Raw genomic sequence first — 24,713 nt, forward strand, 5'->3', positions numbered from 1 at the left:
ATATTCCCACGCGTTACTAACCCGTCCGCCGCTCACCCCGAAGGGCGCGCTCGACTTGCATGTGTTAGGCCTGCCGCCAGCGTTCGTTCTGAGCCAGAATCAAACTCTCAAGTTGAAAAGCAGTTGCCTGCTTATCCTTGACGTTCGAACCTCTGCACATCTTTGATTGCGCTACCGCCTATTCGGCTACTTGAGCGCGATTAGGCAATACCCCTACCCGGCTAGGCAGGGTGCAACCAAAAGTCATCTGTTTGTCTGTGCTTCAGCTTCATAGAAACCAAAGTACCGAACAAACAGTGAAGCTGACACTGGATCATCGGCCCCGATCACTCGAGAAACCTACCAGCGCGATATACAGACATTCAATCCGTCGAAACGAACCAAACCGCCCACATATCTCTTCAGTTATCCATCAATGTCAAAGAACAAACACCCAGAGCCAAAAACCAGACCGTTGCGCCAATCCCTCAGCGCGCCCGCCTAAAACTCAACCTCAGATGCCCCCAGTCTATCCTGAGCGTCCCCGCCGCCTCAGCAGCGCCCCAGCGCCTCAGCAGCGCCGGTGAAGGGGGTTCTAAGGTTTACCCCAGAAAGCCGCAAGTGGAAAATTACATATCGGCGTATTTTTTTGCTATTTCTTATTTATAAGCATAAAATCAATGAGTTATATAATGGCTTCAAGCGCCAAAACAACCAGATTCAGGTGCGTCATCCAAGGAACACCATAGCCCGACCAGAACCCCACAATGGCAAACCACAACATCTTGGGCCAAGTTAACCCACGGATACAATAAAGCCCGACTCGCCCCCGCGAGTCGAATCCGGTGATAGGCTTCAAAAACTCCGTTTTGCGCGTCGGTGTAGATCACTCTTTCCTCCTATGATGATTGTCAAGCATGACATTGATTTTGTTTGATTTTAAATTCGACAAAATCGTCGAAGACCCAGCCGTTCTTGAGCGTGTCATAGATGATCTTGAGCAGCTTGCGGGCAGTGGCTATGATCGCCTTGCCCGCGCCACGGCGTTCCTTGATGCGCCGATAATGGCTGTTGAGATATCCCGAATAGCGGATCGCGATGAGCGTACATTGCACCAGCGTGGTGCGCATGAGCTTGTTGCCGCGCTTCGTGATCCGCCCGTGATGTTCGGTTTCGTTTGAGTTGCTCACCTTGGGCACGATGCCGACATAGGCGGCCAGCTTGTCCGCGTCGGAGAAGTCTTCAACCCTGCCGATCCCCGCCAGCAGGACCGCGGCAGATCGCGCACCGATCCCCTTGATGCTGGTGAGCCCCTCAAAGCCTTTCATGGCCGAGGCGGCCTCCTCGATGGCCTTGTCGAGACGGCTCAGGGTTTCGGTCAGGCCGAGCGCCTGGTCCCGCAATGCCGCCAGTTCGACCTGCTCAAGCGGTGTGAAGCGGCTGAGATCCAGGTCGCGCAGGCGCTTCTTGCTGGACAACCCTTCCTTCTTCAGCTTCATGCCGTGGCGGACAAACATCGCGTGGATGCCGTTCAGCAGCATGGTGCGCTGTTTGACCAGCATGTCACGCGTCCGGGTCAGCGAGGCCAGTTCGCTTTCCTGAGTGGACTTGAGCCGGGTTTCCGGCAGCATGTCCTTCGACAGGAAAAACGCCAGGGCGCGGGCATCGTTGCGATCGGTTTTCTTCACCGATGTGCGGATCACTTTAAACTGGCGCGGGTTGACCACAACGATCCGGCCGACACAGGGTTCCACCTCACCGCAGAACCAGGCCGTGTTGCCGGTGGCCTCGACCGCCAGTTCGTCATCCGCATCAAGGCTCTGACAGAACTGCTCAAGCGCCTGCGCGGACAGTTGAAAGGTTTGGAATGTTTCCGATCCGTCCGTCTCACGCCGACAGATCGTGAAGGAATTCGTATGAAGATCGACACCTATGTAAGCCATGGCTATACTCCCTGCTCAAGGAGGCGGAGCCCCCAATGGGGCGTGAACGGCCAAACCAAGCTCCTATGCAGGATCACCGGCCAAAACCGGGCCCTATGGGGGCTGTTCGGAAACAGGCGAAGGCTAAGCTCCACTACAGGGTCACAATGCCCTACGAAAACATCCAGCCTGAGACCTATCCGCCTCCCCGAATCCTCTAACAGATTCAGGGCGTTTGGCCGATCACAAATCATTCATACCCCCTCTACTTGCGCATTTCATTGGGATGCGGTCTGGTTCCCGAATGACAAGACACAACCCAATCTCGGCCCACCAATGACTGAATGTCTTTCCTACCCACTAGTACGCACCGTCGGGCTCGACGGGGCTTTGGTGACATTTGCAGACAAGATGGATGAGGCCGCAAACCGCGCGGCCCTGGCGTTTCGGGCGCAGGTGGACAGCTTAGCGCTGCACGGGCTTATAGAGACATCGGCCTCTCTGGGGTCTGCATATGTGCGCTTTGACCCTCAGGTGGTTTCACATCTCGAGATCACAAGCCAACTGCAGCAGATCCTGAACCAGCAGGACTGGTATAGTGCCCTTCTACCACAGGGCCGAAGACTATGGCGGGTGCCAACCTTATATGGCACGGACCTTGCCCCACAGCTGGAGGACGCCGCACATGTTGCTGGGCTGGACCCGGCCGAGGCTGTCCGGCGGCTTAGTCAGACACAAGTGCGGGTGCTGACCATCGGCTTTGCGCCGGGGCAACCCTATCTCGGGCCGCTGGGACCCGAATTCAACATACCGCGCCTGCAGGAGCTGACGCCCATGGTGCCCGAGGGCGCTCTCGTTCTGGCGATCTCACAATTTGTACTGTTCTCCGGCCCAACACCGACTGGGTGGCGGCATGTCGGCCAAACGGCGTTTCGCTGCTTTCAGCCAGACAAGGATCAAGCATTTACCTTGCGGCCCGGTGATGAGCTTCAGTTCACCTCTGTCTCGCGCGATGAGCTTGAGGCAATCCGCGCCAATAATGACGACGGCCTTGGTGGCGCAACCTGTCAGGAGATCGCCTGATGACTCTGATGGTTCATCGCATTGGACCGTCTTGTACGGTTCAAGATCAGGGGCGCATCGGCTATTTGGATCAGGGTCTCTCTCGGTCCGGAGCAGCCGATATTCTGGCGCTGCATGAGGGTGCAGCCCTGCTGGGACAAAGCCCCGATCTGGCCGCGCTGGAAATGGCAGGCATGGGTGGCACGTTCGAAGCGACGGAACTCACAAGGATCGCTCTGACCGGCGCATCGATGCAGGCGAGCATCGACGGCTCCCCGATCGTCTGGAACGCGTCACATGTTCTTGAGCAAGGGCAGACTCTGACAATCGGTGCGACCTTGCACGGCAACTACGGCTACCTGCATTTGGAGGGCGGCATTGAGGCCGAGCTGTTCCTCGGCTCGCGCGCGACACATCTGACCGCTAAGATCGGTCGCGCCGTTGCGGTGGGTGATGAGTTGCCCGCCGGGAAGACTGCGGGCGATGGCAGAATGAAGCTGCCCCCTTCGGACCGGTTCAACGGTGGCACTCTTCGCGTCGTCGCCAGCTTTCAAACCGCGTTGTTCGATGATGAAACGCTGGATCGCTTTGCGCAGACAGAGTTCACGCGTGGCGCGCGGGCCAACCGTATGGGGATGCAACTGGAAAGCGATGGACCGGGCTTTGCGGCCAAAGATCAGCTCAATATCCTGTCCGAGGTGATAACGCCCGGCGACATTCAGATGACCGGCACCGGCAACCCCTTCATTCTGCTGCCCGAATGCCAGACGACCGGAGGCTACCCCCGGATTGCGACCGTCTTGCCCTGCGACATGCCCAAGGCGGCGCAGACCCCGGCGGGCGGGACGGTACGATTTGAATTCGTGACTCTGGAACAGGCTGTAGAGATTGATGCTGCGTTTCGCGCGGATCTTGCGCGCCTTCCTGGCCGCGTGGAGCCTCTGGTCCGCAACCCTCATGACATCCCGGACCTGTTGTCCTACCAATTGATCGGCGGAGTGATCTCTGCCACCGACTAAGGAGACTATCTGATGCCGCGCGTGGATCTGAACGCCGATATGGGCGAGAGCTTTGGCCCCTGGAAGATGGGCGATGACGAAAGCCTGCTGAAGATCATTACATCCGTGAATATCGCCTGCGGGTTTCATGCAGGTGACTGGGACGTGATGGCCAAGACCATGACATTGGCCGCTGAGAACAATGTAGGCATCGGGGCGCATCCCGGCTTTCCCGACCTTCAGGGGTTTGGGCGGCGCAATATGAAAGTGCCCCATGACAGCCTGCGCAATCTGGTTCGCTATCAGCTGGGCGCGGCATTGGGTATGGCCACAGCAACTGGCACAAAGGTGCGACATCTGAAACTGCACGGCGCTTTGGCCAATATGTGTTCGGTCGACTTTGAAATGGCGCGCGCCTGTTACCAAGGTGCGCTGGATGTCGATCCGGATATCATCATAATGGTACTGGCGGTCACCAAGCAGGAAGAAGCCGTGCGAGAGCTAGGCTGCAAATGGGTGGGCGAGATCTTCGCCGACCGAGCCTACAATGACGATGGCACTTTGGTGGATCGCAGCGTGCCCGGCGCAGTGATCCACGACCCTGAGATTGCCGGCCCGCGCATCCTGAACATGGTGCTCGAAGGGGCCATCATCACCGAATCCGGCAAACGGCTGGAGACGTCCATCGACACGATCTGCCTGCATGGGGACGGCCCGACTGCCGTGCAGATCGCCCGTTCGGTCCGGGAAAACCTGCTCGAAGGCGGGGTCGAGGTGACAAAATTCACCCGATAGACATCAGCCCGTAATCCTGGGTCCCTATTCTATGGCTGTTGCCTGAATTCAGTTGAGCGCATAGCATGCCCGCAAGTGCATGTTCTGAATACCGTATTTCTAGCAACGCTATTGGCTGGCCCCGCGCTCGCCGCCAGATGCCCGGCAAGGAGGCGTACATGTCTTTCGATCTGATGTCTTACACACCCCGAGGTGACAAAAAGAACTCGGACTTCTTTCACGAATACCTTCCGATGATCTACGAGCGCAGGACCAACTCGGGCGTCGCGGATCAGGTCGGGCCGATGCGCGCGATTGTCATCCAGGTCGAATCCACGGCGCTGTTCGATACGATGGTCGAGCTTTATGTGATGACGCCCTACCGCCACTCGGCCAGCTATCTGGGGCGGACACACAAGTTCGCGGTCCTGCATTCGCATCCCGACTATCCGGCGCTGATCCTGATGGCCCCTTTGAGCGACAGTTTCGAGGACTTCATCCCGCGCATCAACCGGATGTACCCGCTGGCCCGCCCAACCCCGCAAACGCGGTATGTGGGTGAGGTTTTTGCCGCCTGCGATCTGAAAGATCTTGGCAAATCTCTCGAAGAGCAGAACATCCGGTTTGAATATGCAGGCGATACGGAAAACCCGTTCTACACGCTGGATGGCTTTCGCTTTACCACGCCGTCGGATTTCACCTGCAACCGCGTTGGCTATTCCACCCTGGATTTCAACGACCCCGACAGTTTGGGCCTCGGCGACCGCGTTTTGTTGAGCGATATCGAGAAAGCTCGATTGGAAGAGGCTGCAACCTTCGGCACGGATTCGAAAATTGCGCCGCTGATGTTAGGGATCGACCACCTTGCCACGCGGGTTCTGGCGGGCGAGCGGGAAGATGCGATCCTCGAGTTTCTGACGATGGTGCCCTATTATTTCTGGGGGGCGTACAACATCTTCGACATGAACTCGTCTACCAATGTGAATCGCAACGCCAATGTGGATGACGACAAGAAATCCCCGGCCAAGGTGTTTACGGCAAACAACACGCCGTCCTTCGTAAACTCATTTGCCAAGCTGCCAATGCCGACCGAGGATTTCGTGCGCAACTTCGGCCGGCGCCTGCATCACATGGCGGTTGAGATTCAGGACGGTGACCATGGCGCGGGCGAAAAGAACGTGGATTTCGTCGTAAATACGCTCAAGGACAAGGGCGTGCCGTTCCTGGCCCATGTTGTGGGGGAATGCAAAGACGATCCCAACCTGAAACAGATCTTCTCGAAACACTCAAAGAATACGCTTCTGATCACTGAGTATATCGAACGGTGCCACCATTATGACGGGTTCTTCACCAAGGACAACGTCGCCGCGCTGACTGCCGCCGCCGGGCAGGATGAGCAGTATGAGCACGGCCATGTGTTCGACTGAACTGGTTTCATAAAAAAGGGCTGCGAAACTTCGCAGCCCAGACCCATCAGGAGAGTATATGTCGGGTCTTATGACGGCCCGATCATGAAACAGGTGACATTGCGCGCCTGAAGCCGGCGGCATGCCAGATCGGCCTGTTCGCGGGTCATGCCCTGGAATGTGGCCTCGAACCCTTTGGAGCTTTGATTGACCTTGCGCAGCGTGCCGTCCAGCGCTGTCATCTCGGACAGAGCGGTTTTCAGCAGCACCTTCTCGGCTTCATAGCGCGTGGTGTAGCGGCCAACATTCACGCCCCACAGATGCCCGCCCGAGGTGGACAGCCGCGTGACGACCTCTTGTTCCGGCTCTGGCTGCTCGGTCGGTTGGGTCGAAGCCAGAACCAGATTGTCGGGCCGCAAGGCGGGACGTGTATCCGAGCTTTCGACCGGTGGTGCGGTCGGCGCGATATCCGCCTGTGCAATAGCTGCAGCGATCCCGTCCTTGATACGGTCGCGGTTTTCATCGGCAGCATCAACAACAGCACTGGCCACCTGTGTCGACGCTGTCGGACGCATCGCCGGGCGCAGGCTGATCTTCGGTGCGCCGGTCAAACGAGCAACTTTCGTGCCACCCAAACCGGCATTGCCCGCGTAAGCGGGGCGCGCAGGGCGACGGATCGGCGCGCGCGAGGGGGCGCGGCGGAACCCGAGATCCAACAGCTCAGCCACTTTGGCGTTCCGCGAGGCACCCGATTTGCCACCAAAGACCGTTGCGATGATACGCTCATCCTTGCGCTTAGCCGAGGCCACAAGGTTGAAGCCCGCCGCGCGGGTATAGCCTGTCTTGATCCCATCCGCGCCTTTGTACGCGGCCAACAAGCGGCGGTTGGTGTTGGGAACCGTCTTGATCCCAGCATTGGTCGATTGGCGCGAGAACAGGTTGTAATACTGCGGGTAATCATACAGCAGATGCCGCCCCAGCGTCGTCATGTCGCGCGCAGTAGACATATGCCCCGATTCCGTCAGGCCATGAGCGTTTTTGAAGGTTGTGCGGCTCATCCCCATTGCCTTGGCGGTGCGCGTCATGCGGCGGGCAAAGGCCGCCTCGGACCCGCTGATCGCAATCCCGATAGCGGTTGCGGCATCATTGGCCGATTTCACCGCCGCCGCGCGGATCAAATAACGGAACGCAATCGTCTGGCCCGAACGCAGGCCCAGCTTCGACGGAGGCTCGGCCGCTGCCGCCCGCGTTATGCGAACCTGAGTATCCAGCGTGATCTCTCCGTTCCGAACTGCCTCGAACGCGATATAGAGGGTCATCATCTTGGTCAGTGAGGCCGGGTGCAGGCGGGTATCAGCGTTGCGCGAGTGCAAGACCTCCCCCGTTCGCGCGTCAATCACCATTGCCGCGTAAGGTGCGGCCAAAGCTTTGAGCGGCGCGAAAGAAAGCACCAACAAAAACGCTGTGAGGAATACGCCCATCCGGGCCGGGACTGTCCACCGACTCTGCACGATCTTTGCCTCTGTCTGCCTCGTTCCGCCGGGTTTTCCCGGTCGGATGAAATTTATTGATTATCACCAAGGCTAACACAGGACCCCGGCAAAATAAACCAAAAGCTGGGATTTTCCCGGCGTCGTGAGGTGCACGAACACCTTCTATATATAGGCGCAGCCCCTATACCGACCCACCAGATGAGCGATGATGACGGGAACAAGGCAAAGGTTGCGCGGTTTTTTCCGGAACTGCGGCCGAACGGCAACATCAGCCTAGGGCGTGCACCAGATCCGAAAGTCCGCCTAGATCCGACAGCTCTCGGAATCGGGGATGGTGAGAGGGTGTTTCGGCATGCTCGACCTCCCACACCAACCCATGCGGGACATGAACGCCCCAGCACCCGGCGGCAATCGGCGCAACCACATCCGACCGCATTGAGTTGCCCACCATCATCGCGGTCGAGGGGCCATCGCCATGCTGTTCAAAGATCGTCCGATAGGTCTCGGCCGTCTTTTCTGAGACGATCTCGACCCCGTCGAACAAATCCCCCAACCCCGATTGGGCCAGCTTACGCTCCTGATCAATCAGGTCACCCTTGGTGATCAGAATGACGCGGTGGGTCTCGGCCACGCCCTCGACCGCCTCGCGCGCATGGGGCAGGAGTTCGATGGGATGGGCCAGCATCTCTTGCCCCGCGTCGATCAACTGGCGGATGACCGACGCTGGAACGCGGTCTTCGGTCACCTCAATCGCCGTTTCGATCATCGACAGGACAAAGCCTTTGATTCCATAGCCGTAGTGCTGGATATTCCGCTTTTCGGCGGCCAGCAGACGCTCCATCAGGTGGTCCCGTTCGGCGTGGTCTGCCAGCAATTGGGCGAAATGGGCCTGTGTGAGCTGGAAAAACCGCTCGTTATGCCACAGCGTGTCATCCGCATCGAAGGCGATCGTGGTCAGTTTATTGTCCATTCCGAAAGGGTCCGCTGCCTCTTTATTCTGACGGCGTCAACGTTATATAAGCCCTCAGATAAACCCAATGCCTGAATCGGACAGTTGCGCGCGATGCTGGAAAACCCCTGGATGATGTCTGACAAATCGGATGACGACGGCGACTCGTCCGTCCTGCTGCAGACGCGACCCAAAACAAAGCGCCCTCCGCTGTATAAAGTGCTGTTGCTGAACGATGACTACACCCCGATGGAGTTTGTGGTTCACGTGTTGGAGCGCTTCTTCGGCATGACCCACGCGCAGGCGTTCGAGATCATGCTGACCGTACATAAAAAGGGCGTCGCGGTGGTGGGTGTGTTCAGCCACGAGATTGCCGAGACCAAAGTGGGCCAGGTGATGGATTTCGCGCGTCGGCATCAGCATCCGCTGCAATGCACGATGGAACGCGAAGAATAACGCAGGCCGCCCCCCCGGAATTAAACATGTCCCCTCGTCTTGATCTTGCCCTGAACAGCGGTTTGACCCTGTCGCAACCGCTGGTCATGATCGGCCCGACCCCCGAAGAGGATCTGTCAGCCTTGCCGCGCGAGGCACAGGTGATTCAGCTGTAGAAAAGCGTGCAATTTTGACCCCCTAAGCGGGGAAATCGGCGTCCAAATTTGACCCCTCCCTATGGTTGTAGACATCCTTTTCATTGAGCAGTCGATGGAGAGGCAAGCGGGATGATTTGCGTGGAAACTATTAGAAAAGTGCGTCGCTTACACCTGATCGAAAAAAAGAGCATCAAGGAAATTTGCCGTTCGCTCAATTTGAGCCGTGCAACGGTTCGAAAGATAATCCGATCGGGAGTGACGGAGTTCAAATATGAGCGCAAATCGCAGCCATACCCGGTGCTCGGGCCTTGGCGCGCGCGTCTGGATGAAACGCTTGAGGAGAACGAGGCGCTTCCGAAGAAACACCGCAAGCGGATGACCAAAATCTGGAAGGAACTCTCCGATGATGGTTTTGGCGGCGGGTATGACAGTGTTCGACGCTACACAAAGAATTGGCGCATTGCGCACGGCCGACAACAGGCGCAGGCGTTCATCCCGCTGATCTTTGATCCTGGGGAGGCGTACCAGTTCGACTGGAGTGTGGAGACGGTTTTGATGGACGGTGCACTCACGACCGTGAAGGTTGCCCATTTCAAACTTTGCCATAGCCGCATGCCATTCTCCATTGCCTATCCGCGCGAGACGCAGGAGATGGTCTTTGATGCCCACGACGAGGCCTTCAAATTCTTTGGTGGAGGCTGCATCAACGGGATCTACGATAACATGACGACCGCCGTCGATGCGATCCTGTCGGGCAAGGAAAGAAAGTTCAACAAGGCATTCTCCCGGATGTGTTCTCATCATCTGGTGAACCCGATCGCCTGTACGCGCGCGGCCGGTTGGGAGAAGGGTCAGGTTGAGAATCTGGTCAAGGAGAGCCGCGCCTATAGTTTTACACCGCGTCTGGAGGTGGCCGACTTCGATGAATTGAATGCCCGGCTGCAAAAAGACGCGATCAAACGCGCAAAAGAACTGCGGCATCCGGAAAACCTGGAGGTGACGGTCTGGGAGGAGTTCCAGCAGGAAAAGCCGCTGCTGACGCATCTGCAGAAGCCCTTCGTCGGGTTCCGTGAAAAGACGGTCGCCGTGAGCCGAACCTGCCTGATCAACTTCGAAAGAAACAAATACAGCGTTGAGGCAAGAGCTGTTGGACGTCAGGTCCAGTTGCAGGTCTACGCCACGCGGATTGTCCTGCGCCAAGACGGTGAGATTGTCGGAGAGCACGAACGGTGCTTCGGCCGAGGAAAAACGATCTTCAACCCTTGGCACTATGTGCCCGTCCTCAAGCGCAAGCCTGGCGCTCTGCGCAATGGAGCACCGTTCCGTGACTGGGACCTACCACCGGCAATGACGCAGATCTGGACCCATCTGCGGGGCACATCCGACGGAGACCGGCAACTTGCCGATATTCTTTTCGCTGCTTACCAGCACGACATTGATGTGGTCGAGGCTGCCTGCGAAGAAGCTCTAAAATCTGGCCTGCGCAAGGCCGATGCGATCCTGAACATTGTCTCTCGGCGCACCAATCCCCCGCCGCCAAAGGCGATTGAGCCGCCTGCCCACCTGCAGCTGAAAATGGCACCGATCGCGGATTGCGCTCGCTATGACAGGCTTGGAGGCTCCCATGCAACTGCGTAAGGAAATTCTCGAACTTGCCCGTCAACTGAAGTTGCCAGGCATCGTCAACTGCTTTGACGAAGTGATGCAGGCCGCAGCCAAAAACAACTGGCGGCCCCAACAGGTCGTGGCCGAACTCCTCACGGCCGAACTGGCCGAAAAGACTGCGCGCTCGATCCGGTATCAGATGGGTGCCGCAAAGTTCCCGGTCTGCAAGTCCTTACCTGAGTTCGACTTCACGGTCAGCCCCGTCAACGAGGAAGTCGTGCGCAATCTTCATGACGGCGATTTTATGGACCAGGCCAGGAATGGCGTGCTGGTCGGTGGAACCGGATCGGGCAAAACGCATCTCGCAACAGCGATCGGGGGCCACGCGGTCAATAACCGCCGGCGGGTCAGGTTCTTCAGCGCTGTGGATCTCGCGAACAAGCTGGAGGCTGAACATCGCGAAGGCAACGCCGGGCGGCTCAGCGAGCAGCTGATCCGCGTCGACCTCGTGATTATAGACGAACTCGGTTATCTGCCGTTCGCAGAGTCTGGTGGACGATTACTCTTCCATCTCATCAGCAAACTGTACGAGCGAACGTCTATTCTGCTAACAACCAACCTCGCATTTGCTGAATGGCCGAGTGTGTTCACAGATGCCAAAATGACCACTGCTCTCCTGGATCGACTGACACACCATTGCGATATCATCGAAACCGGGAACGAAAGCTGGCGAATTAACCACCGCGACTAACCTCGAAATCGGGGAATAAATTCAAAACAGACAGCAGGTCAAACCTTCAGTCGAGCTACGCTCTCTTTTCGGTTTGACCTGCTGTCCACCCCCTCCTGAATCAACCTAAACACGACCCCCTCAACGCCCCTCTTAGCTCCAAGGGGGGGTCAAATTTGGACGCCGATGGGGGGTCATTATTCAATGCCGATTGACAGTCCGGGTAATGACATGTACCTCCCTGTTGGACTGCCGGGCCAGATGGCCCGGCTTTTTTCGTTGAGCGCCTTCGCAATCGCTCATTCCTGGGTTGTGGGCCGCTTTTCACTAGACGATCTGAAAAACTTAGTTTCCTCGGCTGGACGCGTCTTTTGAATCAGTGTCTGAGGCATGGGTCCTTTCACGGCCTCTGCATTTCGGGGGTTGCGCTATGGTCGACAGAATGGCATTTGTTCCCTATATGTTCCATCTATTTCGCGAGGTATTCTATGTCCCTAAATTACGTGATGATCGGTTCAAACGATGTAGCAAAGGCGAGGGATTACTTCGATGCCGTCCTGCCCTTGATTGGTGGAACGGTGGTCATGGAATTCATGCCCCATGGGTTTTGCTATGGTCTGCGCGGTGGTGGGCGGATTTGGGTCGCTCCGCCGTACAACAAGGAAGCAGCAACGCCAGGCAATGGGAATATGGTCGGTTTGCTGTGCGAAAGTGAAGAAGAAGTGCGGGCAGCCCATGCGGCGGCACTCTCTGCTGGTGGAACCAACGAAGGGGAGCCGGGCCCACGCCCGCAATATGGCCCTGACTTCTACGGAGCTTACGTCCGGGATCTTGATGGCAACAAAATGAGTTTCGTCTATTTCGGCGACGCGGACTGATCGTATCAGAAGCTCGTATCGCCCGCATAGCGGTCATTGACGAACCCTAGCCGTTTGTGGCCTGTTCTCGTGGCGCCCAACGCGGTGCCACGCCAAGCCCGGCTTCGACAGAGGATTCCCCTACTATGCCCTTTACCCTTGCCACCTGGAACATCAACTCGGTCCGCTTGCGCGAGCCTATCGTGCTGAAATTGCTGCAGGAAGAGGCTCCGGACGTGCTGTGTTTGCAGGAATGCAAGTCTCCTGTTGAAAAAATTCCGACCGAAGGATTTGCAGAACTGGGGTACACCCACATGGTGGCCCGAGGGCAGAAGGGGTACAACGGTGTCGCCATCTTGTCGCGCATTCCGATGGAGGAGGTCGGTGACAAGGATTTCGCTGGTCTCGGCCACGCCCGCCACATCGCCGCGCGGTTGGAAAATGGCGTCACCATCCAAAACTTCTACGTCCCAGCAGGCGGGGATGTACCGGATCGTGAGGTGAACGAGAAGTTCGGGCAAAAGCTCGACTATCTCAGAGATATGCGCGACTGGTTCCACACTGAGAAGCCCGAGAAATCCATTCTGGTCGGCGATCTGAACATCGCCCCGCGCGAGGATGATGTGTGGTCGCACAAACAACTACTCAAGGTCGTCTCGCACACGCCGATCGAGGTTGAGGCATTGGCTGAAACACAAGATGCGGGCGGTTGGATCGATATCACCCGGCAGGACATCCCTGAAGGGCAGCTTTATAGTTGGTGGTCCTCCCGGGCGCGCGATTGGGACGCTGCTGACAAGGGCCGGCGACTGGATCACGTTTGGGCCACGCCGGATATCTCGAACGCGGGGCATTCCAGCCGTGTCCTACGCGATGCGCGCGGATGGGAAAAACCAAGCGATCACGCCCCCGTTTTCGCCAGTTTCGACCTTTAGACCTGCAACTCGGCTCTTGGTTTCTGCAGCAAGGGACTGCATATAGGGCGCACGTTTGAACCGGAGAGTGAATGCCATGGACCTTCTGAGCGGCGCGGAAAGCACCTCAGCCACCGATCTGATCAAGGACAGCAGCGAAGCCACCTTCATGGAGGATGTTGTCGAGGCGTCACAGGAAATTCCGGTGATCGTGGATTTCTGGGCACCTTGGTGTGGGCCTTGCAAGACGCTTGGGCCCGCGCTTGAAGAGGCGGTGACCGCGGCAAAAGGCGCGGTCAAAATGGTCAAAATTAACGTAGATGAGGCGCAAATGATCGCGTCTCAGATGCGCATTCAGTCGATTCCGACCGTCTATGCATTCTTCAAGGGTCAGCCGGTGGACGGCTTTCAAGGCGCTTTGCCGGGGTCCGAGATCAAGGCCTTTATCGACCGCGTGATCGAGGCTGCCGGTGGCGAAAGCCCCGGTGGTCAACTGGAGGACGCCGTGCAGGCGGCCGAGGAAATGCTGGCAGAAGGCGCAGCCGTAGATGCGGCGCAGACCTTTGCCGCGATTCTGGGCGAAGACCCCAACCATGCCGCTGCCTATGGTGGGCTGGTGCGTGCGCATATTGCCTCGGATGATCTGGAACAGGCCGAGGCGATCCTGAACGGTGCGCCCGCCGAGATTTCCAACGCGCCGGAACTCGAAGCTGCCCATGCCCAATTGGAACTGGCCAAGCAGGCGGCGGATGCGGGCCCGGTGGCCGAGTTGACCGCAGCCGTTGAGGCCGATCCCGACAATCATCAGGCTCGGTTCGATCTGGCGCAGGCCCTGCACGCCAATGGCGATGTAGAAGAGGCCGTGACACAGCTGTTGGAGCTGTTCCGCCGCGATCGCGAGTGGAACGAGGGCGCTGCCAAAACGCAGTTGTTCACGATCTTCGATGCGCTCAAGCCCAACGATCCGATTGTTCTGAACGGGCGGCGCAAACTCAGCTCGATGATATTTGCCTAATTTCGGATCAGAGCTAGACTCGGGTCTATGATTCATCCCGCCGACTTGCCGGATACGATATCCGTTTTTCCACTGCCCGGGGCGCTGCTGCTGCCCCGGTCGCGACTTCCGTTGCACATCTTCGAGCCGCGCTACCTGCAGATGCTTGACGATGCCCTGAAAACAAAGGAGCGGCTGATCGGAATGGTTCAGCCGAACCCCTCGCTAAGCGATGACACAAAGCTGCATCGGATCGGTTGCGCCGGTCGCGTCACGCAATTCTCAGAGACTGAGGATGGCCGCTATCTGATCACCCTGACCGGCGTGTCCCGGTTCTGTATCAAGTCCGAACTGGACGCCTTCACGCCTTATCGCCGTTGCGAAGTGTCCTGGGAAGGGTTTGACCGCGATCTTGGCAAGGCCGAGAAGGACGATGTGTTCGACCGCAGCCGCTTTCTGAACCTGCTGGAACGCTTCTTCGACTCGCGAGATCTGTCGACCGATTGGGATTCGCTGAAAGAAGCAGATGATGAGCTTTTGGTGAATTCCCTGTCGATGCTGATGGATTTCGATCCGGAGGACAAACAGGCCCTGTTAGAGGCCCCTTGTCTACGCACAAGGCGTGAGACGCTGGTGACATTGATCGAATTCGCGCTGCGGGGCGGATCAAACGAGGAAAAACTGCAATGAGCGAGCCTGAACACGCTTTTGACCGCCACATGCTTGAGGCGCTGATTTGCCCTCAGACGCATACGACGCTTCACTATGATGCGGATAAGCAGGAACTGGTGTCAAAGGCCGCGGGTCTGGCCTTTCCGATCCGCAACGGCATCCCCGTGATGCTGGTAGATGAGGCCCGCGCGCTGGACTGAGCGGTTCTGAACGCTCAAGTGCGCCCTAGATTGCCCGTCCTTGCAACAGCTTCGGCAGGTCGCCGGTCAACCCGGCGGCTTCGCGAACAAAGCCCCGGCGCAGGCCGGGCAGGGATCCGACAATGCCCATCCCGATGTCCCGCCCAAGGCGCAGCAGCGGGTTGTCATTCGAAAACAGCTTGTTGAACATATCGGTTGCCATCGCCAGCGAGGCCGTGTCGAACCGCCGCCATTCCTGATAGCGCTCCAGCACCAGAACCGACCCGATATCCTCGCCGCGCCGTCCGGCCAAGGTCAGCACTTCGGCCAAGGCACCCACGTCCCGCAGCCCGGCGTTCAGGCCCTGGCCTGCAATGGGGTGCATCCCGTGTGCGGCATCCCCCACAAGGGCAAGGCGATCCGAGATGAAGGAATTGGCTATGGTCAGGTTCAATGGATAGGTGAAGCGGTCGCCCTGCAGGCGGATGTCGCCTAGAAAGTCCCCGAACCGAGGGCGCAAGACCTGCAGATACTCGGCCTCGGGTAGGGCGTTGATGCGCTGCGCTGCCTCGGTGCGTTCGCTCCAGACGATCGAGCTGCGATTGCCGGTCAGTGGCAGGATCGCAAGTGGGCCGGGGGGCATGAAGAACTGATGGGCAATGCCGTGATGCGGTAGGTCGTGTTCAATCGCGCAGACAAGGGCTGTTTGGCCGTAATCCCAGCCGGTACGCTTGATCCCTGCGCGGGACGCGGTTCCGCTGCTGCGCCCGTCGCAGCCTACGATCAGATGACCCTCAACACTCGCACCATCATCCAGCGTCAACGTCACGCCGGTTGCATCGACCTGTTGCGAAACGACCGTTCTGCCGTTGATCTGTGTGATCGCTTTGTCTTGCACCATCGCCTCAAGAAACGCGCGGCGCAGGTGGCGATCTTCGACCATGTAGCCCATCGGGCCTTCCTCGATCTCGGTATGGTCGAAATGCATGAAAAAGGGTGACGGCCCGATACCCGCATGGCCATCGGTTACCTTGATCTCAAGCATGGGCTGGGCATGTTCCTCGACCCGCTCCCACACACCGATTGCGTCAAGCAACCGCTTGGACGCCAGCGCCAGCGCATAAGACCGCCCGTCGAATGCCGCGTTCTTGCGGACCTTTTCGCCCAACGTGTCAATCACGCAAACAGAATGCCCGGTTTGCGCCAGTGCCAATGCAAGGGCCGCGCCGTTCAGGCCTCCGCCCACGATCAGGATTTTCGATGCCTGTGTCATGCCCTGCAATATGCGCGCCCTTTCGGGATTGTCCATGTGCGGTCCTGTCGCTACCGTCCCAGAAAGTCAGACGCAAGGAGGGGTGTGATGCAGGAATGGCTAACCATGACGGCCTGTGATTTGGGCCGTGGGATCGGTATGGGGCAAATCGACCCCGTTGAACTGACCGAGACCTATCTGGCCGCCATTGACGCCCATCCCCACCGCGACCGTATCTATGCGCGCGTCACCCATGACCGCGCCCGGGCTGAGGCGAAAGCCGCGAAAGAGCGCGCCGCCTTGGGCCTGCGTCGATCCTTGCTGGATGGCGTGCCGATCAGCTGGAAGGATCTGTTCGACACGGCTGGTATTGGAACCGAGGCGGGCTCGGCCTTGTTGAAAGGACGTATCCCGGACGCGGATGCTTTGGTCCTAAGAAACGCAACGGCCATGGGCACCGTGTGCCTCGGCAAAACCCACATGAGCGAACTGGCGTTTTCAGGGCTTGGTCTGAACCCGATCACAGACACGCCGCCCTGTGTGGACGATGAAGATGCCGTGCCGGGCGGGTCATCCTCGGGGGCCGGGGCCTCGGTAGCCTGGGGGCTGGCGGCTTGCGGGATTGGCTCCGACACGGGTGGGTCGGTGCGAATCCCTGCAGCCTGGAACAACCTGGTGGGGCTGAAAACTACGGCCGGTCGGCTCAGCCTTGAAGGGGTCGTGCCGCTCTGTTTGCGGTTCGACACGGTTGGCCCTCTTGCACGTTCCGTCGAAGACGCCGCGCATATGCTGGCCTTGCTGGAAGGCGGCACGCCGGCGGACATGCGTGGTGCCAGCCTGAAAGGCCGCCGCTTTGCCGAGTTGCAAAACGTCGCCAAGGACGACCTGCGCGATGCGCCGCGACAGGCGTTCGACGATGCGCTGGACCGACTTCGCGATGCCGGGGCCGAGATTGTACCGCTGGAGGTACCTGAACTGCACGACGCAATGGCGCTTTCGGGTGTTCTCTACACGACCGAGGCATACGGGCTGTGGAAAGACGTCATCGAAGCCAACCCCGAGGCGATGTATCCCGAAATTCTTGAACGGTTCCGCACCGGCAAAGATGTTTCAGGCCCCGACTATGTGGCCGCGTGGTCCAAGCTCAAGGCCTGCCGCGCAGCGTGGGATGCGGCGACCGCCGGGTTCGATGCGGTTCTGGCCCCAACCGCACCTATCTTACCGCCCAATCTGGAAAGACTCCTCAGCGATCACGACTATTACGTGACCGAGAACCTGCTGGCCTTGCGCAACACGCGTATCGGCAATCTGATGGGGCTTGCGGCACTGACCCTGCCGACGGGAACTGCGGGTTGTGGCTTGATGATGCTGGGCTATCCCGGCTCGGAAGAAGCGCTGCTGCGGTTGGGTTCGGCGGCGGAATCTGCATTGGCGTGAATGCCACAATCCCCTGATTCGGAACCTCTTTGTCTGTCGAGAACATTCTGAATTGTCCGGTGTAGGTAACATGCCAATTGTCCGCTTCAGTTGATTGCGCGGTGGCCCAATTCGGAGGGAGCCGTAGGCGACCGTAGATTTGGGCCACCGCGTTCGCGCCACGTCGAAGCGGGTCACGCGACTTTGTGTTTGCTATCCTCCTGTGTGATGGGTGATCCGTCAGGCTGGTAGCGGCCAATGCATCTCGGGCCGTGGAAGATGACCAGTTGACCATCGGGGTATTCGTGGACCCTGACCTTCGCCTTGACGAAATGATGACGGTGCCTGTCTGCCGCGATCTGCATGACCAGGCCCTTGTAGCGCACCGTATTGTCGTTGCCGACGACGCGGTCTTCCTGCACACACAGGGTGTCGCGCACATTGCCTGTAAACGGCACGAAGGCCGAGGTCGTATCCTCCGGCTCCCTTGCAAACAGGGCATTGTGTTCGGGAAGATAGACCTCTTTCAGGAACTGATTGGCCTCTTCAATGGTTGTGATCCCATGGGACCGCAGTTCCTGCGGCAATCGGTTCTGGAACGTGCCAAACATGCGTTCAGACCGTCCACGGGCCTGCGGTGAATAGGCCGGGATCAGCTCAATGCCGAGTTGCTGCAAGGCGCGCCCGACCTGGGTCAGATTGTCCTTGTCCACTTTGCCGCCCGCTTCGGGCGTATGCCAGTAATGAGAGCCCCGATCGGCATAGAGCGAGCAAAACAGACCTTGCGCCTCGATCACCTCTGTCAGCCCCTGAAAACTGCTCATCGTCCCTTCTTCCTCGACAAAGAATGCCGAATAAACCCGGTTGGTGGCATCGTCCATGGTGACGATCAGATCCCACCACTGACCCGGAACCCATTCATGGCTGGAGCCGTCCTGATGCAACATCATGCCAACCATCGGACGGCGGGGCCGCTTGCGCCGATGGGCACCTCGTCGGGGTGCTGCCTGAACCCGGCCGTGGCGCTGCAGTGTAAGCCGCACCCAGTTGTAGCTCTGTGTGAAACCATGGTGGGCCACCAGCTTCTCGTGGAAATGCTTCGGCGTGTAATCCCAGTACTTGGTATCAAACAGTTCAAGCATCTCCATGACCTTATCCGTGGCAACACGATTGTTGGCCAGTTTGCCAAGCCGACGGTCGTACAGACCTTCTGCACCATCCGCCTCAAATCGATCCTCCCAACGCCTGACGGTGCGCACGGATACACCCAGTATCTCAGCCGCCTGTTCTTGCGTCAGCTTGTTCGCGCTTCGCCGCGAATACACATCTTCAAACTTCATCAGTCGAACTTCCTGTAACACTTCTGCTCGGTTCATAACGCCTCCTCTCAGAGACAGAATAGAACCGGACAGATCGCATGTTACATACACCGGACATATCGCGTGTTAGCGACATTCGGAACCTCTTTGTCTGGACGGGACGGGGTCTGATCTGTAATCTGCCAATCAAACGGGGCGAAAACGATCCCGATATTGAGGCAGTAGATATGAATTTCCCCGAGCGGTTTTCGAACCTACCGGAATACGCATTCCCGCGTCTGCGCACCCTGTTGGACCATCATCAACCGGGTGGAGACGTGATTCACATGACCATCGGCGCGCCGATGCATGATTTCCCCGCTTGGGTCACAGACGTCATCACAGAAAACGCGGCCGGGTTTCAGGGCTACCCCCCGAATGAAGGCTCGCCCGAGCTGCGAGGTTCGATCACCGACTGGATCAAGCGTCGCTATGGCGTGACGATGGACCCCGATACCAACGTGATGGCCCTGAACGGCACGCGTGAGGGGCTTTACAATGCTGCCATGGCGCTGTGCCCCGAACAGAAGAACGGGCAATATCCCATCATTCTGTGTCCGAACCCGTTTTATCAGGTCTATATGGTCGCCTCGATCTCGGTCCGGGCGCAGCCTTATTTTGTGTCCGCTACCGCCGCGACCGGCCATTTGCCGGACTATGCCAGCCTGTCTGAGGATGTGCTGAACCGGACGGTTGCCGCCTATATCTGCTCGCCCGCGAACCCGCAGGGGGCTGTCGCCTCGCGCGACTATTGGGCCGAGTTGATCGGGTTGGCCGAGAAATACGATTTCCGCATTTTCGCCGATGAGTGCTATTCCGAGATATACCGCGATGAGGCCCCAACTGGTGCCCTGACCGTCGCACAAGAGCTGGGCGCTGATCCTGAGCGTGTCCTTCTGTTCAACTCTCTGTCGAAACGGTCGAATTTGGCCGGGCTGCGCTCGGGCCTGATTGCGGGCGGTCCGGACAGTATCAAACGGGTCAAACAGCTGCGCAACTATGCGGGTGCGCCGTTGCCGCTGCCGCTACAGGCTGCCGCTGTGCGCGTCTGGGCCGACGAGACTCACGTGGTCGAGAACCGCGCGCTCTATCAGGAAAAATATGCCATCGCGGATGAGGTCTTCTCGGGCCTGCAGGGCTACATGCCGCCCGAGGCCGGGTTTTTCCTGTGGCTGCCCGTCGAGAACGGCGAAGAAACAGCGTTGAAGCTGTGGCAGGAGACCGGCGTTCGGGTCCTGCCGGGTGCATATCTTTCTCAAGGAGATCCGGGGCAAAACCCGGGCGAGCAATTTATCCGGGCCGCTTTGGTGGCTCCAAAAAAAGAGTTGCAGCAGGGGCTAATCAAGCTTCGTGACTGCATCTATTCGTGAGGTACGAGGGCAAAATGGCATCATTGAACGCGCGCAACCGCGATCCATTACTGGACAGCACGACTCAGGCCGCGATTGAGCGGCGTACCAAGGAACTGATCGGGATCGCTCTGATTCTGTTGGGGCTGGCCGCTGCGGCAATGATCTGGTCCTACACACCGGAAGATCCGAACTGGATGGTCTCGACCGACGCGCCAGTGCAGAACTGGATGGGCCGGATCGGTGCCTCGATCGCTGCGCCGTTGTTCATGATCGTTGGCTGGGGCAGCTGGGGGATCGCGCTGGTTCTGATCGGTTGGGGTGTGCGTTTCGCCGGTCATTTTGGCGAAGATCGCGCCGTGGCGCGGCTGATTTTTGCGCCGATCTGGATCGCCATCGTCTCGGTTTACGCCGCCACTCTGGTTCCGGGCGAGGTCTGGCGCGCGACCCATAGCTATGGGTTGGGCGGACTGTTTGGCGACACCGTCATGGGGGCCTTGTTGACCCTTCTGCCGATCTCCTCCCACTTCCTCGTCAAGCTGATGTCGCTGGCCATGGCCGTCGGAATGCTGGCGCTGGGCATCTTTGTTCTGGGCTTCACCAAAGTTGATGTCGCGCGTGGAACGCGGGCGTTCCTGCTTGGGCTGGTCATGTCTTACGACATGCTGATGAACCTATTGGGTCGGGGTGCCTCGGCCACGGTACAGTCTGCGCGAGAGCGTCGTGAGCAATGGAAAGAAAACCGCGCCGCGCGGATCGAGCCCGTTTTCGACGACGAGATCGCATTCGAAGACCCAATCTTCGAAGAGGTCGAGGAAGAACCCGAACCCGCCCCCAAAACCGGCCTGCTGGCCCGGATGCCAGCGCTGATCCGTCGCCCCGAGCCGCTGCCAGAGCCTGAATTGGTCGAAGCCATGCCCGTGCAGGGTTTTGATGAAATGCCGGGTGAAGATCGTATCCGCTCGAAGATTTCGGCCGCTGTGCGCAATCGTAAGGTGGCGACGGGCGAGATGGCCCCTGAACATGACCCCAACCTGCCCCTGACCAAGGGCCGCGGTCGCGGGCCGGACCCGCTGATCTTCAATCCCAGAGGGGCGGGTGAACTGCCGCCCGAGCCGCCCATGACCGCTGCTGGCCTGCCGCCCGAACCTGTTTTGTCGGCTGAGCCGACGTGGCAAGACACGGCGCATGACTATCAGCCCGAACCCGACTATGTGCCCGAGGCGAACTACATGCCCGAGGATGACTACGCCGCCCATGCCTACGACGATGACGCAGTGTTCGAAGATACGGCGACACCTGAGCCGGTTGTGCCACAGCGCCCAGCCGTGAAGATCCCAGTGGCCGAGCCGCGCAAGCCTGTTGTTGCCCAACCCGTCCGACGCACTCCGCCGCCATCCCGTCGGGCGCAGGCCGAGGCGCAGCCGACCCTGTCCTTCGAAGAACGGCATTCCGATTTCGAACTGCCCCCCTTGGGCCTGTTGTCCAACCCGGCCAGCATTCAGCGTCATCACCTGAGTGACGAGGCGCTGGAAGAAAACGCGCGGATGCTGGAGAACGTGCTAGACGACTACGGCGTGAAAGGTGAGATCGTCAGCGTCCGCCCTGGTCCGGTGGTCACCATGTACGAGCTGGAACCCGCGCCGGGTCTGAAAGCGAGCCGGGTGATTGGTCTGGCCGACGATATCGCGCGATCGATGTCGGCGCTGTCGGCTCGTGTTTCGACCTTGCCGGGCCGCTCGGTGATCGGGATCGAACTGCCCAATGAAAACCGCGAGATGGTGGTGCTGCGTGAAATCCTCGCCAGCCGTGATTTCGGGGATGGCAACCATGCGCTGCCTCTGGCGCTGGGTAAGGATATCGGCGGTGAGTCCGTTGTGGCGAACCTGGCCAAGATGCCTCACCTGCTGATCGCGGGTACGACCGGCTCGGGTAAGTCTGTGGCGATCAACACCATGATCCTGTCGCTGCTTTACAAGCTGTCGCCGGACGAATGCCGCCTGATCATGATCGACCCCAAGATGCTGGAACTGTCGGTTTATGATGGCATTCCGCATCTGCTGTCCCCCGTTGTGACCGACCCGAAAAAGGCGGTTGTGGCTCTGAAATGGGTCGTGGGCGAGATGGAGGATCGCTATCGCAAGATGTCCAAAATGGGTGTCCGTAACATCGCCGGCTACAACGGTCGCGTGAAGGACGCGCTGGCCAAGGGCGAGATGTTCAGCCGCACGGTCCAGACGGGCTTTGACGATGAAACCGGCGAGCCTACTTTTGCGACGGAAGAGTTTGCGCCCGAGGCGATGCCCTACATCGTCGTTATCGTAGACGAGATGGCCGACCTGATGATGGTCGCGGGCAAAGAGATCGAAGCCTGCATCCAGCGCCTGGCGCAGATGGCACGGGCTTCGGGTATTCACCTGATCATGGCCACGCAGCGCCCCTCGGTCGACGTGATCACCGGTACGATCAAGGCGAACTTCCCGACCCGGATTTCGTTCCAAGTGACATCGAAGGTCGATAGCCGCACCATCTTGGGTGAGATGGGCGCCGAGCAGCTGCTGGGGCAGGGCGACATGCTCTATATGGCGGGTGGCGCCAAGATCACCCGCTGCCACGGCCCGTTTGTCTCGGACGAAGAGGTCGAGGAAATCGTCAACCACCTGAAGCAATTCGGTCCGCCCGATTACATGAGCGGTGTGGTCGATGGCCCTGCTGAGGAAAAGGCAGACAATATCGACGCCGTATTAGGCCTGAGCACTGGTGGCAACACCAACGGCGAGGATGCCCTGTACGACCAAGCGGTGGCGATTGTGATCAAGGATCGCAAATGCTCGACCTCTTACATCCAGCGGAAACTTGCCATCGGCTATAACAAAGCTGCTCGGCTGGTTGAGCAGATGGAGGACGAAGGCGTTGTTTCGGCAGCAAATCACGTTGGTAAGCGGGAAATCCTCGTCCCTGAGCAGTAGGATATTTAATAACAAGGGCAGAAGCCTTATCTGAGTCGTATGAAACAGATTGCTTTTGCCCTTGCTTTGACACTGGCCGCGCCTGCCGCATGGGCGGCGGACAAGCTGCCGCTGTCGGAGATCTCCAATTATCTGAACAAGATGAAAACGGTTCAGACCAGCTTTACCCAAGTAAATGATGATGGCTCGATCAGTACCGGCAAGCTATGGATTCAACGGCCCGGTAAGATGCGGTTTGAATATGATCCGCCAGACAGCGCGGTTGTCCTTGCGCGTTCGGGGAGTGTTCAGATCTTTGACCCGAAATCCAACCAGCCGCCCGAACAATACCCGCTGAAGCGAACGCCACTGTCACTTGTTCTGGCTCGGAACGTGAATCTGGGGCAGGCCAATATGGTCGTTGGTCACGACTTTGACGGGACCGCAACCGTTGTGACGGCACAGGACCCCAAAAACCCTGAGTCGGGGCGGATTGAGCTGATGTTTACAGACAACCCCGTCGAGCTGCGGAAATGGGTGATCCACGACAATGCAGGCGCGCAAACCACGGTCCTTCTAGGGGAACTGACCGAGGGGGGACGCCTCGATCAGAGCTTATTCTCAAACGGAAAGCGGGTCGGGTCCAGCGACCGCTGACCCGCCCAAGTCAGTAGCGGCAACTGGCCAGCTGAGCCTGATACAGGTTGGCCCGTGCATCGACATCGCTGGCCACATTCAACAGCCAGGATTTCTGGTTGTAGCTGCCGCGCGCGTAACCTGTATGGCCTTCGTGATAGGCCAGGTACTGGTTCCGCGTGTCGCCCAGGTTGATGCCGTTCCGCTCGTATGTCTTGTTCATGTACCAGCCGATAAAATCGGACGCGTCGCGAATACGATCTCGCTTGGCACGGCGTTTGCCGGTTTCACGCTGGTATTCTTCCCATGTGCCGTCCAGGGCTTGGCTGTAGCCAAAGGCGCTGCTCTGCCGCCCCATCGGGATCACGCCCAGCACATAGCGGTGCGGGGTGCGCGCATCGTGGCGGTAACGGCTTTCCTGATAGATCGTCGCCATCTGAACGTGAACGGGAACATCCCATTTCCGCTCGGTTTTTTTGAAGGCTTTGATGTAATCAGGTTTCTCGCGCGCAATGCTGCACGCGTCATTTAGTCTGCTGGGGGGCTGTTTAGACCCGCCACCACACGATGCCAAAAGCAGCACCCCTAAGAGTACGAATAGAATTCTGCTCATGTGCCTCGTGCCTT

General features: G+C 58.6%; 23 protein-coding genes and 1 rRNA gene (1 of these 24 only partly in view). 17 read left to right on the plus strand and 7 right to left on the minus strand.

Translation table 11 applies throughout. From position 1 onward, the window contains the following. Nucleotides 1-115, minus strand: a 16S ribosomal RNA gene (locus tag ACOERD_RS20665) (it extends 1,347 nt beyond the left edge of the window). A 775-nt stretch (nt 116-890) separates the two neighbouring features. Beyond that, entirely contained in the window at nt 891-1,922 is a 1,032-nt protein-coding gene (locus ACOERD_RS20670) for an IS110 family transposase (protein WP_419737763.1), read from the minus strand. Nucleotides 1,923-2,237: 315 nt separating this feature from the next. Between ACOERD_RS20670 and ACOERD_RS20675 the strand changes: the two genes are divergently transcribed. The 4 genes from ACOERD_RS20675 to ACOERD_RS20690 all read left to right on the plus strand — a co-directional run bounded on the left by ACOERD_RS20675 (nt 2,238) and on the right by ACOERD_RS20690 (nt 6,162). Further along, nucleotides 2,238-2,984 carry a 5-oxoprolinase subunit B family protein gene (locus ACOERD_RS20675; protein WP_419740286.1) on the plus strand — a complete coding sequence of 249 codons (747 nt, stop codon included), beginning with the start codon at nt 2,238-2,240 and terminating at the stop codon, nt 2,982-2,984. Beyond that, nucleotides 2,984-3,982, plus strand: a complete 999-nt coding sequence (locus ACOERD_RS20680) for a biotin-dependent carboxyltransferase family protein (protein ID WP_419740287.1) — start codon at nt 2,984-2,986, stop codon at nt 3,980-3,982. The genes ACOERD_RS20675 and ACOERD_RS20680 overlap by 1 nt, the downstream gene beginning before the upstream one ends. A gap of 12 nt (nt 3,983-3,994) precedes the next feature. Further along, nucleotides 3,995-4,756 carry a LamB/YcsF family protein gene (locus ACOERD_RS20685; protein ID WP_419740288.1) on the plus strand — a complete coding sequence of 254 codons (762 nt, stop codon included), beginning with the start codon at nt 3,995-3,997 and terminating at the stop codon, nt 4,754-4,756. Between the two features lie 158 nt (nt 4,757-4,914). Next, the gene (locus ACOERD_RS20690; RefSeq protein ID WP_419740289.1) at nt 4,915-6,162 is read left to right on the plus strand and encodes a hypothetical protein; all 1,248 of its coding nucleotides are present in this window, start codon (nt 4,915-4,917) and stop codon (nt 6,160-6,162) included. Between the two features lie 68 nt (nt 6,163-6,230). Here the strand turns inward: ACOERD_RS20690 and ACOERD_RS20695 are convergent, their stop codons facing one another. Then, the gene (locus ACOERD_RS20695; RefSeq protein WP_419740290.1) at nt 6,231-7,622 is read right to left on the minus strand and encodes a D-alanyl-D-alanine carboxypeptidase family protein; all 1,392 of its coding nucleotides are present in this window, start codon (nt 7,620-7,622) and stop codon (nt 6,231-6,233) included. Between the two features lie 280 nt (nt 7,623-7,902). Next, a complete protein-coding gene (locus ACOERD_RS20700; RefSeq protein ID WP_419740291.1) occupies nt 7,903-8,604 on the minus strand; it encodes an HAD family hydrolase in 702 nt (233 codons plus the stop codon). 93 nt (nt 8,605-8,697) lie between these two features. Here ACOERD_RS20700 and clpS point away from each other — a divergent pair, with 93 nt between their 5' ends. The 9 genes from clpS (at nt 8,698) to ACOERD_RS20745 (ending at nt 15,148) form a co-directional block, all read left to right on the plus strand. Further along, the gene (gene clpS, locus ACOERD_RS20705; protein WP_170378718.1) at nt 8,698-9,039 is read left to right on the plus strand and encodes an ATP-dependent Clp protease adapter ClpS; all 342 of its coding nucleotides are present in this window, start codon (nt 8,698-8,700) and stop codon (nt 9,037-9,039) included. 26 nt (nt 9,040-9,065) lie between these two features. Next, complete coding sequence (locus tag ACOERD_RS20710; protein WP_419740292.1) at nt 9,066-9,194, plus strand: hypothetical protein; 129 nt, start codon at nt 9,066-9,068, stop codon at nt 9,192-9,194. 111 nt (nt 9,195-9,305) lie between these two features. Next, nucleotides 9,306-10,814, plus strand: a complete 1,509-nt coding sequence (gene istA, locus ACOERD_RS20715; RefSeq protein ID WP_419737605.1) for an IS21 family transposase — start codon at nt 9,306-9,308, stop codon at nt 10,812-10,814. Beyond that, nucleotides 10,801-11,532, plus strand: coding sequence for an IS21-like element helper ATPase IstB (gene istB, locus ACOERD_RS20720; protein WP_419737606.1), 732 nt, complete (start codon nt 10,801-10,803; stop codon nt 11,530-11,532). The genes istA and istB overlap by 14 nt, the downstream gene beginning before the upstream one ends. 467 nt (nt 11,533-11,999) lie before the next feature. Next, entirely contained in the window at nt 12,000-12,389 is a 390-nt protein-coding gene (locus ACOERD_RS20725; RefSeq protein WP_419740293.1) for a VOC family protein, read from the plus strand. Nucleotides 12,390-12,514: 125 nt separating this feature from the next. Continuing rightward, nucleotides 12,515-13,303, plus strand: coding sequence for an exodeoxyribonuclease III (locus tag ACOERD_RS20730; RefSeq protein WP_419740294.1), 789 nt, complete (start codon nt 12,515-12,517; stop codon nt 13,301-13,303). A gap of 76 nt (nt 13,304-13,379) precedes the next feature. After that, nucleotides 13,380-14,297 (plus strand): thioredoxin, encoded by a 918-nt coding sequence (gene trxA / locus ACOERD_RS20735; protein ID WP_419740295.1) that lies wholly within the window; start codon nt 13,380-13,382, stop codon nt 14,295-14,297. A gap of 27 nt (nt 14,298-14,324) precedes the next feature. Beyond that, nucleotides 14,325-14,966 carry an LON peptidase substrate-binding domain-containing protein gene (locus ACOERD_RS20740; protein WP_419740296.1) on the plus strand — a complete coding sequence of 214 codons (642 nt, stop codon included), beginning with the start codon at nt 14,325-14,327 and terminating at the stop codon, nt 14,964-14,966. Next, complete coding sequence (locus ACOERD_RS20745; protein ID WP_170460087.1) at nt 14,963-15,148, plus strand: Trm112 family protein; 186 nt, start codon at nt 14,963-14,965, stop codon at nt 15,146-15,148. Before ACOERD_RS20740 ends, ACOERD_RS20745 begins: the two co-directional genes overlap by 4 nt. Nucleotides 15,149-15,173: 25 nt before the next feature. Here ACOERD_RS20745 and ACOERD_RS20750 read toward each other — a convergent pair whose 3' ends face one another. Further along, the gene (locus ACOERD_RS20750) at nt 15,174-16,436 is read right to left on the minus strand and encodes an FAD-dependent monooxygenase (RefSeq protein WP_419740297.1); all 1,263 of its coding nucleotides are present in this window, start codon (nt 16,434-16,436) and stop codon (nt 15,174-15,176) included. A 51-nt stretch (nt 16,437-16,487) separates the two neighbouring features. Here ACOERD_RS20750 and ACOERD_RS20755 point away from each other — a divergent pair, with 51 nt between their 5' ends. Further along, a complete protein-coding gene (locus tag ACOERD_RS20755; RefSeq protein ID WP_419740298.1) occupies nt 16,488-17,816 on the plus strand; it encodes an amidase in 1,329 nt (442 codons plus the stop codon). Nucleotides 17,817-17,989: 173 nt separating this feature from the next. Here the strand turns inward: ACOERD_RS20755 and ACOERD_RS20760 are convergent, their stop codons facing one another. Next, the gene (locus ACOERD_RS20760) at nt 17,990-19,171 is read right to left on the minus strand and encodes an ISNCY family transposase (RefSeq protein WP_419737600.1); all 1,182 of its coding nucleotides are present in this window, start codon (nt 19,169-19,171) and stop codon (nt 17,990-17,992) included. A gap of 170 nt (nt 19,172-19,341) precedes the next feature. Between ACOERD_RS20760 and ACOERD_RS20765 the strand changes: the two genes are divergently transcribed. The 3 genes from ACOERD_RS20765 to ACOERD_RS20775 are packed head-to-tail and all read left to right on the plus strand — an operon-like array spanning nt 19,342 to nt 24,107. Next, on the plus strand, nt 19,342-20,523 hold the full coding sequence (locus tag ACOERD_RS20765) for an aminotransferase class I/II-fold pyridoxal phosphate-dependent enzyme (protein ID WP_419740299.1): 1,182 nt from the start codon (nt 19,342-19,344) through the stop codon (nt 20,521-20,523). A 14-nt stretch (nt 20,524-20,537) separates the two neighbouring features. Next, nucleotides 20,538-23,471, plus strand: a complete 2,934-nt coding sequence (locus tag ACOERD_RS20770; RefSeq protein WP_419740300.1) for a DNA translocase FtsK — start codon at nt 20,538-20,540, stop codon at nt 23,469-23,471. Between the two features lie 39 nt (nt 23,472-23,510). After that, nucleotides 23,511-24,107 (plus strand): LolA family protein, encoded by a 597-nt coding sequence (locus tag ACOERD_RS20775; protein ID WP_419740301.1) that lies wholly within the window; start codon nt 23,511-23,513, stop codon nt 24,105-24,107. A gap of 10 nt (nt 24,108-24,117) precedes the next feature. On the opposite strand, the gene ACOERD_RS20780 is transcribed toward ACOERD_RS20775, so the two are convergent. Beyond that, the gene (locus ACOERD_RS20780; RefSeq protein WP_419740302.1) at nt 24,118-24,699 is read right to left on the minus strand and encodes a lytic transglycosylase; all 582 of its coding nucleotides are present in this window, start codon (nt 24,697-24,699) and stop codon (nt 24,118-24,120) included. Nucleotides 24,700-24,713: the final 14 nt, after the last annotated feature.

The organism is Ruegeria sp. (genome assembly GCF_965199275.1).
Taxonomy (GTDB): domain Bacteria; phylum Pseudomonadota; class Alphaproteobacteria; order Rhodobacterales; family Rhodobacteraceae; genus Ruegeria.

Coding starts and splice junctions, on each gene's coding strand:
- ACOERD_RS20670 (WP_419737763.1), bottom strand. CDS start 1,922: ATGGCTTACATAGGTGTCGATCTTCATACGAATTCCTTCACGATCTGT.
- ACOERD_RS20675 (WP_419740286.1), top strand. CDS start 2,238: ATGACTGAATGTCTTTCCTACCCACTAGTACGCACCGTCGGGCTCGAC.
- ACOERD_RS20680 (WP_419740287.1), top strand. CDS start 2,984: ATGACTCTGATGGTTCATCGCATTGGACCGTCTTGTACGGTTCAAGAT.
- ACOERD_RS20685 (WP_419740288.1), top strand. CDS start 3,995: ATGCCGCGCGTGGATCTGAACGCCGATATGGGCGAGAGCTTTGGCCCC.
- ACOERD_RS20690 (WP_419740289.1), top strand. CDS start 4,915: ATGTCTTTCGATCTGATGTCTTACACACCCCGAGGTGACAAAAAGAAC.
- ACOERD_RS20695 (WP_419740290.1), bottom strand. CDS start 7,622: ATGGGCGTATTCCTCACAGCGTTTTTGTTGGTGCTTTCTTTCGCGCCG.
- ACOERD_RS20700 (WP_419740291.1), bottom strand. CDS start 8,604: ATGGACAATAAACTGACCACGATCGCCTTCGATGCGGATGACACGCTG.
- clpS (WP_170378718.1), top strand. CDS start 8,698: ATGCTGGAAAACCCCTGGATGATGTCTGACAAATCGGATGACGACGGC.
- ACOERD_RS20710 (WP_419740292.1), top strand. CDS start 9,066: ATGTCCCCTCGTCTTGATCTTGCCCTGAACAGCGGTTTGACCCTGTCG.
- istA (WP_419737605.1), top strand. CDS start 9,306: ATGATTTGCGTGGAAACTATTAGAAAAGTGCGTCGCTTACACCTGATC.
- istB (WP_419737606.1), top strand. CDS start 10,801: ATGCAACTGCGTAAGGAAATTCTCGAACTTGCCCGTCAACTGAAGTTG.
- ACOERD_RS20725 (WP_419740293.1), top strand. CDS start 12,000: ATGTCCCTAAATTACGTGATGATCGGTTCAAACGATGTAGCAAAGGCG.
- ACOERD_RS20730 (WP_419740294.1), top strand. CDS start 12,515: ATGCCCTTTACCCTTGCCACCTGGAACATCAACTCGGTCCGCTTGCGC.
- trxA (WP_419740295.1), top strand. CDS start 13,380: ATGGACCTTCTGAGCGGCGCGGAAAGCACCTCAGCCACCGATCTGATC.
- ACOERD_RS20740 (WP_419740296.1), top strand. CDS start 14,325: ATGATTCATCCCGCCGACTTGCCGGATACGATATCCGTTTTTCCACTG.
- ACOERD_RS20745 (WP_170460087.1), top strand. CDS start 14,963: ATGAGCGAGCCTGAACACGCTTTTGACCGCCACATGCTTGAGGCGCTG.
- ACOERD_RS20750 (WP_419740297.1), bottom strand. CDS start 16,436: ATGGACAATCCCGAAAGGGCGCGCATATTGCAGGGCATGACACAGGCA.
- ACOERD_RS20755 (WP_419740298.1), top strand. CDS start 16,488: ATGCAGGAATGGCTAACCATGACGGCCTGTGATTTGGGCCGTGGGATC.
- ACOERD_RS20760 (WP_419737600.1), bottom strand. CDS start 19,171: ATGAACCGAGCAGAAGTGTTACAGGAAGTTCGACTGATGAAGTTTGAA.
- ACOERD_RS20765 (WP_419740299.1), top strand. CDS start 19,342: ATGAATTTCCCCGAGCGGTTTTCGAACCTACCGGAATACGCATTCCCG.
- ACOERD_RS20770 (WP_419740300.1), top strand. CDS start 20,538: ATGGCATCATTGAACGCGCGCAACCGCGATCCATTACTGGACAGCACG.
- ACOERD_RS20775 (WP_419740301.1), top strand. CDS start 23,511: ATGAAACAGATTGCTTTTGCCCTTGCTTTGACACTGGCCGCGCCTGCC.
- ACOERD_RS20780 (WP_419740302.1), bottom strand. CDS start 24,699: ATGAGCAGAATTCTATTCGTACTCTTAGGGGTGCTGCTTTTGGCATCG.